13 protein-coding genes are annotated in these 13460 nt (G+C 33.6%); all 13 read right to left on the bottom strand.

Annotation, left to right across the window (positions count from 1 at the left end):
* Nucleotides 1–11 precede the first annotated feature (11 nt).
* The 13 genes from DMB68_RS20270 to DMB68_RS20210 all read right to left on the bottom strand — a co-directional run bounded on the left by DMB68_RS20270 (nt 12) and on the right by DMB68_RS20210 (nt 13327).
* A complete protein-coding gene (locus tag DMB68_RS20270) occupies nt 12–932 on the bottom strand; it encodes a helix-turn-helix domain-containing protein (RefSeq protein WP_196783713.1) in 921 nt (306 codons plus the stop codon).
* 46 nt (nt 933–978) lie between these two features.
* Nucleotides 979–1878, bottom strand: a complete 900-nt coding sequence (locus DMB68_RS20265; protein WP_110348584.1) for an SDR family oxidoreductase — start codon at nt 1876–1878, stop codon at nt 979–981.
* 284 nt (nt 1879–2162) lie between these two features.
* Nucleotides 2163–4385, bottom strand: coding sequence for an NADP-dependent isocitrate dehydrogenase (locus DMB68_RS20260; protein ID WP_110348460.1), 2223 nt, complete (start codon nt 4383–4385; stop codon nt 2163–2165).
* A gap of 276 nt (nt 4386–4661) precedes the next feature.
* Nucleotides 4662–5012 carry a 50S ribosomal protein L19 gene (gene rplS, locus DMB68_RS20255; protein WP_110348459.1) on the bottom strand — a complete coding sequence of 117 codons (351 nt, stop codon included), beginning with the start codon at nt 5010–5012 and terminating at the stop codon, nt 4662–4664.
* A gap of 220 nt (nt 5013–5232) precedes the next feature.
* Nucleotides 5233–5907: a tRNA (guanosine(37)-N1)-methyltransferase TrmD gene (gene trmD / locus DMB68_RS20250; RefSeq protein WP_110348458.1), complete on the bottom strand. Its 675-nt coding sequence runs from the start codon at nt 5905–5907 to the stop codon at nt 5233–5235.
* A 112-nt stretch (nt 5908–6019) separates the two neighbouring features.
* Nucleotides 6020–6682, bottom strand: a complete 663-nt coding sequence (locus DMB68_RS20245; protein WP_110348457.1) for a thiamine diphosphokinase — start codon at nt 6680–6682, stop codon at nt 6020–6022.
* 115 nt (nt 6683–6797) lie between these two features.
* Entirely contained in the window at nt 6798–7241 is a 444-nt protein-coding gene (locus DMB68_RS20240) for a DinB family protein (RefSeq protein ID WP_110348456.1), read from the bottom strand.
* Between the two features lie 3 nt (nt 7242–7244).
* A complete protein-coding gene (locus tag DMB68_RS20235; RefSeq protein ID WP_110348455.1) occupies nt 7245–7724 on the bottom strand; it encodes a GyrI-like domain-containing protein in 480 nt (159 codons plus the stop codon).
* Between the two features lie 9 nt (nt 7725–7733).
* Nucleotides 7734–8552 (bottom strand): DUF4249 domain-containing protein, encoded by an 819-nt coding sequence (locus tag DMB68_RS20230; RefSeq protein ID WP_110348454.1) that lies wholly within the window; start codon nt 8550–8552, stop codon nt 7734–7736.
* Between the two features lie 37 nt (nt 8553–8589).
* Entirely contained in the window at nt 8590–10968 is a 2379-nt protein-coding gene (locus tag DMB68_RS20225) for a TonB-dependent receptor (protein ID WP_110348453.1), read from the bottom strand.
* 217 nt (nt 10969–11185) lie between these two features.
* Nucleotides 11186–11689 carry an SRPBCC family protein gene (locus tag DMB68_RS20220; RefSeq protein WP_110348452.1) on the bottom strand — a complete coding sequence of 168 codons (504 nt, stop codon included), beginning with the start codon at nt 11687–11689 and terminating at the stop codon, nt 11186–11188.
* Complete coding sequence (locus DMB68_RS20215; RefSeq protein ID WP_110348451.1) at nt 11679–12005, bottom strand: ArsR/SmtB family transcription factor; 327 nt, start codon at nt 12003–12005, stop codon at nt 11679–11681. The genes DMB68_RS20220 and DMB68_RS20215 overlap by 11 nt, the downstream gene beginning before the upstream one ends.
* Nucleotides 12006–12145: 140 nt before the next feature.
* Complete coding sequence (locus tag DMB68_RS20210; RefSeq protein WP_110348450.1) at nt 12146–13327, bottom strand: hypothetical protein; 1182 nt, start codon at nt 13325–13327, stop codon at nt 12146–12148.
* Between the last annotated feature and the right edge of the window lie 133 nt (nt 13328–13460).

Here is a 13460-nt window from a genome sequence, read left to right as displayed (position 1 = left end):
TTTTTGTTTTATCAATTAAATGATTCCCTAAATTGCAACGGAGAAACTAAAGTTTTTGTTTTAAATAATTTACTAAAGGACTGCGAATGCTCAAAACCCAATTCGAAAGCAATTTCACTGATGGATAAATTGGTGGTAGAAAGTTTTTCTTTTGCCTTTTCGATCAGTTTGTCATGAATGTGCTGTTGCGTGGTTTGTCCGGTCAAAGATTTCAGTAAGTTCCGCATATATTGAGGTGACATATTAAATTCATCTGAAAGAAATTGTACGCTCGGCAATCCTTGTTTTTCAAGATTATTTCCTTCAAAATAAGTATCGAGCAAGATTTCCAGTCGTTCTAAAAATTGATGATGCGCTTTGTGGCGGGTAATGAATTGTCGCTGATAAAACCTTTCGGAATAATTGAGAAGTGTTTCTAACTGAGAAATGATGATATTCTGACTGAATTTATCAATGTTTGTTTGATATTCCTGTTTAATATTTTCAATGATTTGCTGTAGTTTTATTTCCTCATCTTCTGATAAAAACAAAGCTTCATTCACAGAATAATCAAAAAAATCATATTTCCTGATGGAAGTTGCCATTGGCGTATTCCAAAGAAAATCCGGATGAATCATGATCATCCATCCGGAAGGATTCTTGCCGTTTATTTCTCTTGTCACGCTTAATACCTGATGAGGCGCCATTCCAAACATAATACCTTCATCAAAATCATAATCCTGTTGTCCGTATTTGTATTTGTGATCCATATCCCTTTTTACAGAAATCATATAAAAATCAAATATCAAACTCTGTGTAAGACTTTCTGAAGGTTGTTCCATATCGTCAAAATTAATCACACTTATCAGCGGATGTTTTGGTTTTTGCAATCCTCGTAAAGTATGGAATTGAGATATGGTTTTTATTCTTATTGGGTTATTTTCAGGTATCATAGCATAAGTTTGATAAATGATTTTAATATTCTAAAGATACAAATAATTAAAGTTCAGAAAAATAAACAGCACCTTGCAGATCTTCCATCAATGTTGGATGCTCCGGTGTCCAATTCAAAGCTTTTTTAGTTTCTTCGCTTGAAGTTAAATTGTTAAGTTTTGCAAAATGAGCAAACCAGCCAAAATGCTCAGCTGCTTCATCGGTTGTTAGGGAAGTAACCGGAATTTGCAATCTTTCAGCGATAGCTGTTGCAATATTTTTAAACGGAATTCCTTGTTCTGCAACTGCGTGATATCTTGTTCCGCTCACAAAAGGTTTTTCCAAAGCTAATCGATACAATTTTGCAGCATCCAATCGGTGAACTGCCGGCCAAAAATTATTACCATCATTAATTATAGCAGATTTTCCTTTTTCTTTTGCAATATTTATTGATGTTGGTACAAAACCAATAATATCGCCTTGACCGTGAACTGATGGAGACAATCTCACAACAGCAACCTTGACACCTTTAGCAGCTACAGCATCGGCAGCATTTTCTGTAGCTATTCTTGGATGTGGATTATCAGCAGAAAGATCTTTTTCTGTTGTGATTCCGTCTTTTGAAAAAAGTGCAGTTCCGGAAGTGATGATAAAAGATTTGTCAGTTCCGAGTAAAGCTTCGCCTATCGTTTCAATTACTTTCCCGTCTAGTATACACATTTCTTCAAATCGTGTAAAATCATGAACAAAACCTAAATGGATTACCGCATCCGATGAAACGGTTCCTGATTTCAGACTTTCAAAATCGTTTAAATCGCCGCGATGCACTTCTGCTCCGACAGCAATTAATTTTTTTGCTGATTCTTCCGAACGTGCTAACCCCAAAACCTGGTGACCTGAGCCTAATAATTCCTGTACTACAGCTGTTCCAACGAAACCTGTAGCACCTGTTACAAATACTTTCATTTTCATATAATTTAGTAAAGCAAAGTTCAGATTTAGCTTTTGTACTCTTGTAGCCGAAAAGTATTTTCTTGTAGCCTAAAAATTTAATTAAAAGGCTTTCTAAACTTTAAAGGAGAAATATCAGCCTTACTTTTGAATAATTTGCTAAATGATACAGATTCTTTAAAACCTAAATTAGAAATCATTTTACTGTAGCTAATTCAATTTTGCATTCGATAAGATAAAAAAAAGACAACCATTTCTGATTGTCTTTTTTTTGAATATATAAATAAGATAACTTTTAATTATGCAATTTTGGCAATAATCGCATTGAAAGTTTCACTAGGACGCATCGCTTTGCTTACTAACTCAGGCGTTGGCTGGTAGTAACCACCAATATTTTGAGCTTTACCTTGCGCACCAATTAATTCAGCATCTATTTTAGATTCATTAGCTTCAAATTCAGCAGCAATTGGAGTAAAGATTGCTTTTAATTCAGCATCTTTAGTCTGAGCAGCCAAAGCCTGTGCCCAATAGAAAGCTAAATAAAAGTGAGATCCACGGTTGTCGATCTGACCTACTTTACGAGCTGGAGATTTATCATTTGCCAGGAATTTATCGTTTGCCTGATCTAAAGTTTCAGATAAAACAATAGCTTTAGAATTATCTAAAGTCTGACCTAAATGCTCCAATGAAGCACCAAGAGCCAAAAACTCTCCTAATGAATCCCAACGTAAATATCCTTCTTCAGTAAATTGCTCAACATGTTTAGGAGCAGAACCTCCGGCACCTGTTTCGAACAATCCACCACCATTCATTAAAGGAACAATAGATAACATTTTTGCAGAAGTTCCTAATTCTAAAATTGGGAATAAATCTGTCAGGTAATCACGTAACACGTTTCCGGTTACAGAAATAGTATCTTCTCCTTTGATAATTCTGTCTAAAGTAAATTCAGTAGCAGCAATAGGATTCAGAATACGAATATCCAAACCTGTTGTATCGAAATCTTTAAGATATTTTTGAACTTTTACAATCAATTCTCTATCGTGTGCTCTGTTTTCATCTAACCAGAAAACAGCAGGAGTACTTGATAAACGAGCTCTGTTTACAGCCAGTTTTACCCAGTCCTGAATTGGAGCGTCCTTAGCCTGACACATTCTGAAGATATCGTTTGTCTCAACATTTTGCTCCATCAAAACAGTTCCGTTTTTATCAACAACACGAACAACTCCATCTGCTTTCATTTGGAAAGTTTTATCGTGAGATCCGTATTCTTCTGCTTTTTGAGCCATTAATCCAACATTAGGAACACTTCCCATTGTTTTAGGATCAAAAGCACCGTGTTTTTTACAGAAATCAATTGTTGCAGTATAAACTCCAGCGTAAGAACGATCCGGAATAACAGCAAAAGTATCTTGTGATTTTCCTTCTTTGTTCCACATTTGACCTGAAGTACGAATCATTGCCGGCATAGAAGCATCAACAATTACATCAGAAGGAACGTGTAAGTTTGTAATTCCTTTATCAGAATTAACCATTGCTAAAGCTGGTCCGTTTTCAATAGCCTGATTGATTGCAGCTTCAACTTCTGCCTGCTCAGGTCTTCCTGCAATTTTTGCATAAATATCACCTAAACCGTTTCTTGTATCAACATTTATTTCATTAAATAAAGTCTCATATTTTTTGAAAAGATCAGCAAAATACACTTCAACGATAGCGCCAAAGATAATTGGATCTGAAACTTTCATCATAGTCGCTTTTAAATGCACAGAAAGCAAAACTCCTGCTTGTTTAGCATCAGCAATTGCATCAGCAACAAAAGATTTTAAAGCTTTTAAGTTTAAAACAGAACTATCAATGATTTCTCCTGCTTTGAGCGGAGTACTTGCTTTAAGAACAGTTGTTGTTCCGTCCTTAGCAACGAATTCAATTTTTACATCATTAGCTTCTGCAACAGTAAGAGATTGTTCACTTCCGTAAAAATCACCGTTTGACATTGAAGCTACCTTAGTTTTTGAGTCAGCAGACCACGCACCCATTGAGTGTGGATTTGCTTTAGCAAAATTCTTTACTGCTCTTGGCGCTCTACGATCAGAGTTTCCTTCACGTAAAACAGGGTTTACTGCAGAACCTAAAACTTTAGCATACTTTGCCTTAATTTCCTTTTCAGCATCGTTTTGCGGATCTTCAGGAAAATTAGGCACATTATAACCATGAGATTGTAATTCAGCAATAGCCGCTTTTAATTGCGGTACAGATGCAGAAACGTTTGGTAATTTAATAATGTTAGCTTCCGGTTGTGTTGCCAGCTGTCCTAATTCAGAAAGGGCATCTCCGGTTTTTTGAGCATCCGTTAATGATTCTGGGAAATTAGATAAAATTCTTCCTGCCAAAGAGATGTCTCTTGTTTCGATAGCAATACCTGCTGTCGAAGTAAAAGCCTGAACAATAGGCAATAAAGAGTAAGTCGCTAATAATGGCGCCTCATCAGTTAAAGTGTAAAAAATTTTTGAATTCTGTGTCATTTTTTTTTTTTTATGATTGTATTGCCGAAATCAGCAATTTCAAGGTATATTCGGCTCAAAATGAGCGGAGCAAATATAATAAAAACAGTCCGAAAACGGTATAGTTTTCAGGAGAAATCCCGAAATTAACAGATTGTCATCTGAGTGACTTTTAATTATTAAATTGATGATTTTGATATAAAAAAATTACGGTTTTAATATTTCGAAAAATAGGTCCAAAAAAAAACTCGTTTCAAATTACCTGAAACGAGTTTTTTATAACAAAGAGATAAATGATTATCTTCTTTTATCTTTAATCTTAGCTTTTTTACCAGTAAGATCTCTGAAGTAGAAAATTCTAGCTCTACGTACAGCACCTTTCTTGTTGATTTCAATTTTTTGTAAAGCTGGTAAGTTTACCGGGAAGATACGCTCAACACCAACAGCTCCAGACATTTTACGAATAGTAAAAGTTTCTGTGTTACCAGAACCTCTTCTTTGAATAACAACTCCTTTAAAAAACTGAGTTCTTGTTTTTTCACCCTCTTTAATTTCGTAGAAAACTGTGATAGTATCTCCAGCTCCAAAAACAGGGAAATCTTTTCTAGCAACGAATTCGTCCTGAACGAATTTTAATAAATCTGCCATGATAATTTTATATTATTGTTTATGATAGAGTAACATTCACGGATCTCGCCAGAGGTTAGTCTAATTCGGGTGCAAATGTAGAAAATAATTATGAATTATAAATTGTAAATTGTAAATTATTTTTCAAGTCATAAAGTTGAAAGTTATAAAGTCTTAATGATCTAAAAATGAAGATGCTAAATTGTTAACTTTATGACTTTCGACTTTAAAAACTTTAAGACTATTCCAACAAATCCGGTCTTCTGTTCTTCGTGTGTTCATACGCCATATCTTCTCGCCATTTGTCGATTTTTGCAAAATGACCACTGGTTAAAACTTCCGGGACTTTCCATCCTTTGTAGTCTGCCGGTCTTGTATATATAGGTCCTGAAAGCAAATTATCCTGAAAACTATCTGTTAATGCCGAAGTTTCATCGCTTAAAACTCCCGGAATCAATCGGATTAATGCATCAGACAGAACTAAAGCACCTAATTCTCCTCCTGATAAAACATAATCACCAATCGAAATTTCTTTGGTAATAAAATGATCCCTTACACGCTGATCAACACCTTTATAATGCCCACATAAAATAATAATATTTTCATACATTGACATGGTATTGGCCATTTTTTGGTTCAACGTTTCACCATCGGGAGACATATAAATGATTTCATCATATTCTCGCTGGCTTTTCAGATGTGCAATACAGTCGTCAATTGGCTGAACCGTCATTACCATTCCGGCACCTCCTCCAAATGGATAATCGTCTACGCTTTTTTGTTTATTGGTTGTATAATCACGTAAATTATGAAAATGGACTTCTACCAGACCTTTATCAATAGCACGTTTCATAATCGAAGCCTCAAAAGGGCTTTTTAGCAATTCCGGCAAAATCGTAATAATGTCAATTCGCATTTTATTTCTTCAATAGTTCTGAGGCGCAAAGATACAAAGTAAATAGCTTCATTAAATTCAATTTCAATGTCAAAATTCAATTTCAACTTTAAAAATAAATCTAAAACAAAAATCAATCAATACATTCCATAAGCAACAAATCACCATTTTTGTGAGTAATAGTAACTATTCCGTCTTTTGCAACGGAATTGCTGCTTCCGGTCCTGTAGCCCATTGTGAGCGTATCATCTTGCAGTTCGTATTTTAGATTGTTCGAAGAAATGCCGTTTACCACCCCAATTGGAATAAGCGAAATTGGAGTTCGTTCTGTGTACCATTTTTCGAATTTATTAGGCAGCAAAAATATTTTAGAATGATCGTCAAGGATAACAATTTTAAGCAAATTGCGGTAACGAACAATTTGCGTGAGGTTTGTTATGGTATGATCTGCACGCTTTCCTGTTGCCCAAACAACGTTTACAGCGGGAATTTTTTTGTCGATAAGATAATCAAAAGCTTTCTCCAAATCGGTTTTATCCTGATCGGGAGTGTAAACAATTTCTATTGGATATTGTGATGTTTTGTAGATTTCGGGATCAAAACCCCGATCGAAATCTCCTAAAAGCACATCGACTTTTATACCTAATTCAATAACTCTTTCGATAGCAGAATCCAGCACAACTACAAGCGGTGACCATTCCAACAGTTGTCCTAATAACTCAGCGTTGCAAGCGGCTCCGTTAGCAATAATTAATGCGGGTTCCTGATCGTCGCGAACAATATGGTGTGATGACATGCTGAATTATTATTTTAAATGTGATGCAAATGTACGAAAGAAAGGATTTTGAATGTTAATTAACGATTTTAGATTTCTGATAAGAATATATTTTCAAAACCTCTAGGCTAAAATCTCAAATCACTAATCGGCGATGATAATTGATTTGTCCTAAATGATAGGCTAAATGTGTAGAAAGATGCATCAAAAAGAAACCGGTAGTCATTTCTTTTTCGAAGACAATTTGCGGATAAATGGTCTCTAAATCATTTTCGACTAAAGAGTCCAGAGTTTCATTTACCATTAAAATAGTTTCCTCAATTTTGCTAATTAACTGATCTTTCTCAACATCTTTTGCCGAAAATTCCAAAGGACGATTACGAATATAACCTGTTTTTCCCATTTCGGCTCCGATATAAGTATTGAGATTTCCAATTAAATGAAGACAAAGATTTCCTGCAGAATTAGAAATATTTTTATCAATTACCCAAAGCTGACTTTCGGTTTCATACAATGCAATTTGTTCTTTTAATTTGTTAAGATCGCGGTTAAAAAGTGACCTTAAATTTTCTATCAGCATAGTTTAAACTTTCTTTTTTATGGGAATCCAGATTTCTTCTGAATTTGGGTTATCTCGTTGGTAGTTCTCAGACATAACAGCAAAATGAGGTCTGTCGTCTACCCTATATTCTGAAGCTGGCAGCCATTCTGTAAAAATAAAACGATAAGTCTTATCACCTTCTATTGCGGGCCCCTCATGAACGAAAACTGCATATAATCCACCTGGAATCGTTAAAGCCTCCATACCTGATGGAATTTCATTGAAATCAGAAACTTCGATGGCGGCCCATTTTTGAAAAGTATTTTTAGCATCAAAATGATTGAAGTACCCAACAGAAAAAACTTCTAGAGAATATAAATTAGAATCAATTGAATTTTTGATTTCTTTTCGTTGAGGCATAAAACTGCTCCATAACTGAAATGTTTTATTCTCAACAAAAGACATTGTAATATGTTTACCAATGAGTTTTTTCTCGGTTAGAGTTTCAATTCTGGCTTCCATCTGACTGAATTATTTAACAGTATATTTTTTTGAAACCGTTTCACTCAAAGAAAAATAACCTAAAGGAAAGTTATTTTTATCTGTTGTATTAACAATATTTCCTCTAACAGTTGCCGGGGGTGTCTGAAAAGGCCCTCCTACACCACCACTGCCCGCAATATCTACCAATATATTCATATAATTGTAATATTGTTTTGAAATACCATAGTGCGTAACCTCTACTTCATCTCCGGTTTTCAAGTCCTCGTCATCAGAAAAACTAAAAAACTCATTGCCCTGATAAAACTTGTCCTCATCAGCATAATAAGTCGACGTAACTTTATTTGAATATGCATATTTATAAAGATAATAATTATCGACTCCTGCCGGGTCTTTATAAAAAGCCCTTACAACAATTCCGGCAAGTTCTCCTGCATCGTTTTGTGTAAAATAGTCAATTGGCGTTATTGATTTTAGGGTTTCACTTGCCGTGTAGGTATTGCCATTGCTAATTACAGTCAGTGTATAAGCTCCATCGATTACCGGTTTGAAGTTATTGCAAACATATCTACCTGTATTTGGCACTTCTGTAAAATTAAATTGTTGGTTGGCACCGTTTTTAACATATACAACAGCTCCTGAAACTATTGGAATTTCCCCTTCAAAATATCCAGTTGTCATGGTCAGCTTTATAATTTGCTGAGCGCCCGTAGTTCCTTTTCTCCAATTGACAGACGCTTCAATTACTAATTTTGGAGCTGCGGTATTTAAATCCACATTTACAACTTCTTCACAACCCGTAAAGAATAATGATATAAAAAACATCACTAATAAAATTACTTTTTTCATACTTTTATATTTTATCTCTTTATCAGAAAATGGTTTTTTAAAACTTAAAATTATAACTCACTGCGGGCACAATTCCAAAAATAGAAGTTCTTACTGCTTCATTATTACCAGTATCTGCATTTTGACGGAAGTTAATAGAAGCAGCATTCTGTCGATTATACAAATTATATATACTAAAAATCCATTCACCTTTCCACTTTCTGTTTTGATTTTTTTCCAGAGTTAATGTAGCCGAAATATCTAAATGATGATAAGCCGGAAGACGATTTTCATTTCGTAATCCATAATTAGGAACAGTTATCCCTAAATATTCATACTGGCTATTAGGATAGGAAACCGGCTGACCGGACTGTAAAATAAAATTTGCACCAAATGACCATCTTTTATTTAAACTATAAGCTGAAGTAATAGCTAAATTATGCAATTTGTCATAAGCTGAATTATACCATTGTCCATTATTAATTCCTGTTTCTTCTGTTGTTCTGCCGGGAGTTTGCTGTTCTGATTTTGAAAGCGTATAAGAAATCCAGCCATTGAATTTGCCTTGGTTCTTTTTTAACATAATTTCTAACCCATAAGCCCGCATCCGTCCATTTAAAATTACCTGCTCAATTGCATCATTTGCAATCAGATCAGCCCCGTCAATATAATCCAGCCTGTTTTTGACTTTTTTATAGTAAACCTCTGTTTCTAATGAATAAGCCCCATCATTAAAATTTCTAAAATAACCTAATGCAACCTGATCAGCAATTTGAGGTTTGATATAATTGTCACTTGGCATCCAGATATCGAGAGGTGTCGGTGACGAAGTATTAGAAATTAACTGGAGATATTGTGCCATTCTGTTATAACTTGCTTTTATTGCTGTATCATCATTCAGTTGAACAGAAATTGAAAACCGGGGCTCAAAGTTGTTATAACTTTCAATAACCTTATTTTTTTTATAATATTCTGTAGAAACTGGTGTCCCTTTCTCATAAATCTGCATTTCTGAATTGAACACAACCGCATTATTATTTTCATATTGATTAATTGTCGAAGCTCCTAAACGATAAAACATACTGAATCTTAATCCAGCATAAACTGTGATTCTTTTTGAAAGCTGACTTTCTGAACCAATGTAAGGTGACACTGAAAGTGCATATTTTTTATCTAATTGCTCAGGATTGATTGTAAATTCATCCGTTAAAGGCTTAATTATCCCTGGATTGAACTCATAATAAATTCCGTTTAAACCATAAGTTAATTTGAATTTATCTGAAATAAAGTTTTCAAAATCATACTTGGCAGTATAATTTTTAATTCCGGAATCCCATTTAAAGCCTACAAAATTTAAATTAAGCCCGTAATAATAATCACTATAGATTAATGATAAATTTGCAAATAATTTATCTGAATACAAATGACTCCAACGTAAATTCAATGTAGAATTCCCATAAGTATTCATGAAAATTTTATTTAGTTTAAAGACATCGCGACCAAAATAACCTGATAAGAATAAACTGTTATTCTCGTTTAGTTTATAACTTAATTTCGTGTTCAGATCATAAAAATAAGCTGCATTGTCTTTTTGGTCTTCTGATAATTTTAAAAATAAATGAGCATAAGAAGCTCTTCCTCCTATCAAAAATGAACCTTTATTTTTTACTATGGGACCTTCAGCGAGAATTCTGCTAGAAATCAAACCTATCCCTCCGTTTGCATGAAATTCTTTGCTGTTTCCGTCTTTCTGATATATATCCAAAACAGAAGATACCCTTCCTCCATAACGTGCCGGAATTCCTCCTTTATATAATTTTAAGTTCTTAACAGCATCCGGATTAAAAACAGAGAAAAAACCAAAAACATGTGATGAATTAAATATGGTCGCTTCATCTAATAAAATTAAATTCTGATCAGCACCTCCTCCTCTGACATTAAATCCTGATGCACCTTCTCCAGCACTTGTTACCCCAGGCAATAGCAAAATAGATTTTAAAACGTCAACTTCACCAAAAACTACAGGCATTTTTTTGATAGAAGAAATAGAGAGCCTATTCACACTCATTTCAGGTGATTTAATATTAGTTTTATGCCTGACCTCCTTAATTAGAACCTCCTGTAGCTCTTCACTGCTTTCGTTTAAGGATAAATTGTCTTTTGTATTCTCTTCTAAAAATATTTTTTTTTCAACATCCAGATATCCTAAATTTTTTATTTTTAATTGGTGCTCACCAGCAGGAAGTGTCAGCGAATAAAACCCATACTTATTAGTATAAGTTCCAATCTTCAAAGCTGGAATATAGACATGAACCCCTATTAGCGTTTCATTATTACTAAAGTCAGTAATCGTACCGCTTAATGTAAATTTTTCCTGAGAAAATGAAACTAAAGTAATTAGAAAAATAAGAAGTGTGCTGTTTTTTTTTGTAGCCATATTCCGTACTTAAATATAGTTTATTAAACTAACAAAGATAGATTTTAGAAATCATTTTGTTTGTCTCAAAAAATTTAAATTTGTGCCTTTTAGGTTTTTTTATTGTTATTTTTTTATTTTTCTCCTTTAATATACTTACTTATAAAAAGAAATCTCTGCAGTAAATAACCTGTAGAGATTTCTTATTTGCATTATTAAATTATATAATCACACAAATTTATAGCCCTTTTGATTTAAAGATTTCATCCAGACCTTCCATTGCAATTGTAAATCCTTCTTTAAAGCCCATTTCTATAATCATTTCTAAATCAGATAATTTATCGTGCTTAATTACTACTTCAACAAAGGTAGAATTACCTTCCTCTAAAAAAGTTACATCCCAGTCTGATCGCGGAAAATCATGATTTAAGTTGCCTTCGCTGTCGCAAAAAGCATCAAGATATTTAAAATTCGTTTTAGGTGTTATTGATTTATAGTCAGCTAAGGCCCAATGTTCCTCCCCCGCAGGCCCTATCATTGCATAAATCCTCTGACCTCCTTCTTTAAAATCCATACTTTTAGTTCTGGATTTCCAAGGAGCTGGTGCCCACCACTGATCAAGGATTTCAGGCTCTGTCCATGCAGCCCAAACATTGGGAATTGTAGCCCTGAATTCACGTTTTACATTAACCGTGCTATTTTCTTTGTCTATTGTAAAATTCATTAAAAGATTAGTTTTCATTTTCTTTCGCTTTTAAATTAATTAATATCTGATCCAGTTGATCGAAACGTTTTTCCCAAATTTGTTTAAATTGTTCCAGCCATTGATCTACTTCTTTCATCTTATCAATTTTAAGCTGATAATATATTTCTCTTCCTGCTTTTTTTTCTTCCAATAATTCGCATTCATTAAGAATTTTTATATGTTTGGAAACTGCCTGTCTTGTTGTATTAAATTTTTGGGCTATTGCATTTGGTGTTAACGCAGTTGATGAGATCAATACTAAAATCGCTCTTCGGGTTGGATCGGCAATTGCCTGAAAAATATCTCGTTTCATTATAACATTATTTAAATACGCAATCAATTAGTTGCAAATATACACAACTTTTTGGTTTCGCATTTTCTTTTTGTTCTTTTTATAATCAAAAAAAATCCTATTTATCGAATGATGACAAATAGGATTGTAAATATTTCTTGTTACTTGAACCTGTTTCTAACTATAATATTTTTAAATTTAGCTTTTAGGTCTTCTCCTGTATCAAAAACCATTTGTTCGTTATTTGGAAAAGGTACTGCCCGCTTATTGAAATAACCTAAATAATTTTCATCGCATGCGTTTCTGTCACCCCGATAGGTTGCATAAACATTTTCGAAAACATATTCGCTTGCCAAAGGAAATGATTGCAATAACTGATTGCTTTTTAAATCTACATAATCCACTTTAGCAGTTACCTGACAGGCTTTAAATTGCCTGAATTCGAAAATTCTGATTTTGATCTTTTTAAAATTATCAACTTTTATCGGACGCCCTAAACTGTCTTTTACAGGTTTGCCCTTACTGTCTAAAAGCGTTTTAACACCATCCTTAATTTCTTTTTCTTTAATGAATTCCTTTTCTTTTATCTGTTCCGGCGAAATGAAAATTTCCCTGAAGTTTAAAATCAGACCGTAATCGTAATTGACATTTTTTTGTCTTGCATTATGATAAATTGTCCATTTATCATTTAACCCATAAGTACTTAAATCCAATAAATCGTTTTGCAATTGCTTCGGAATAATTATATTGGTTTCATTAACAGCGTAAACATTTACGAAATCTGTACCTTTAAATTGGGCGTCACCCATTAATTTTTTGACATTTTTATAATTTGGATTAATGCTTTCTATATAACCTAAATCATCATATGCTTTTCTTGCATCAAGTTTATTGGATGATTTTAAGAGAACCTGCGCGTTTTCATATAAAAACTTAGACAAAGCATTTTTACTGCTCACAATCTGATCCGAATAATTATCAAAAACAAATTGAGCATCTTTTCCCTGCTTCAATAACCGAATCGGCAATATTGGCCTGATTTTTTCCTGACGATTGTTTAGCTGTACATAAGTATTGTAGATTAGCTCCAGATTAGCAGGATTTTTTTCTTTTTGCATCATTTCTAAATTTCTCAAATCCCGGTCTTTTGCTTTAGCAAAAGCTTCTTCTAACAAATACACATAATCTTGTTTTCCTTTGGAATCCTTATTCGTTTTTAATGCCTCGACAGCACGGTTTATCGCAGCATCATAATTACCATCACTGATAAGTGATTGTGTCGTTTTTACGCCACACGATAACGCTAGTAATAATATAGAAACTAATAAAGTAATTTTTTGCATAGGAATCGTTTTGAAGATGTAAATATATCTTTTTTAACTTTCAACAACTATGCCTATCTGAAATTTAATTTTGAGAACAAATATTCTACTTTTACTACGCATGGTCTGTTTTCAATTTATCTCTTCAAATTAA

The organism is Flavobacterium hydrophilum, from assembly GCF_003202405.1.
In the GTDB taxonomy this organism is placed as follows: Bacteria; Bacteroidota; Bacteroidia; order Flavobacteriales; family Flavobacteriaceae; genus Flavobacterium; species Flavobacterium hydrophilum.
This window is presented reverse-complemented; position numbering and strand designations above follow the sequence as displayed.

Coding starts and splice junctions, on each gene's coding strand:
- DMB68_RS20270 (WP_196783713.1), bottom strand. CDS start 932: ATGATACCTGAAAATAACCCAATAAGAATAAAAACCATATCTCAATTC.
- DMB68_RS20265 (WP_110348584.1), bottom strand. CDS start 1,878: ATGAAAGTATTTGTAACAGGTGCTACAGGTTTCGTTGGAACAGCTGTA.
- DMB68_RS20260 (WP_110348460.1), bottom strand. CDS start 4,385: ATGACACAGAATTCAAAAATTTTTTACACTTTAACTGATGAGGCGCCA.
- rplS (WP_110348459.1), bottom strand. CDS start 5,012: ATGGCAGATTTATTAAAATTCGTTCAGGACGAATTCGTTGCTAGAAAA.
- trmD (WP_110348458.1), bottom strand. CDS start 5,907: ATGCGAATTGACATTATTACGATTTTGCCGGAATTGCTAAAAAGCCCT.
- DMB68_RS20245 (WP_110348457.1), bottom strand. CDS start 6,682: ATGTCATCACACCATATTGTTCGCGACGATCAGGAACCCGCATTAATT.
- DMB68_RS20240 (WP_110348456.1), bottom strand. CDS start 7,241: ATGCTGATAGAAAATTTAAGGTCACTTTTTAACCGCGATCTTAACAAA.
- DMB68_RS20235 (WP_110348455.1), bottom strand. CDS start 7,724: ATGGAAGCCAGAATTGAAACTCTAACCGAGAAAAAACTCATTGGTAAA.
- DMB68_RS20230 (WP_110348454.1), bottom strand. CDS start 8,552: ATGAAAAAAGTAATTTTATTAGTGATGTTTTTTATATCATTATTCTTT.
- DMB68_RS20225 (WP_110348453.1), bottom strand. CDS start 10,968: ATGGCTACAAAAAAAAACAGCACACTTCTTATTTTTCTAATTACTTTA.
- DMB68_RS20220 (WP_110348452.1), bottom strand. CDS start 11,689: ATGAAAACTAATCTTTTAATGAATTTTACAATAGACAAAGAAAATAGC.
- DMB68_RS20215 (WP_110348451.1), bottom strand. CDS start 12,005: ATGAAACGAGATATTTTTCAGGCAATTGCCGATCCAACCCGAAGAGCG.
- DMB68_RS20210 (WP_110348450.1), bottom strand. CDS start 13,327: ATGCAAAAAATTACTTTATTAGTTTCTATATTATTACTAGCGTTATCG.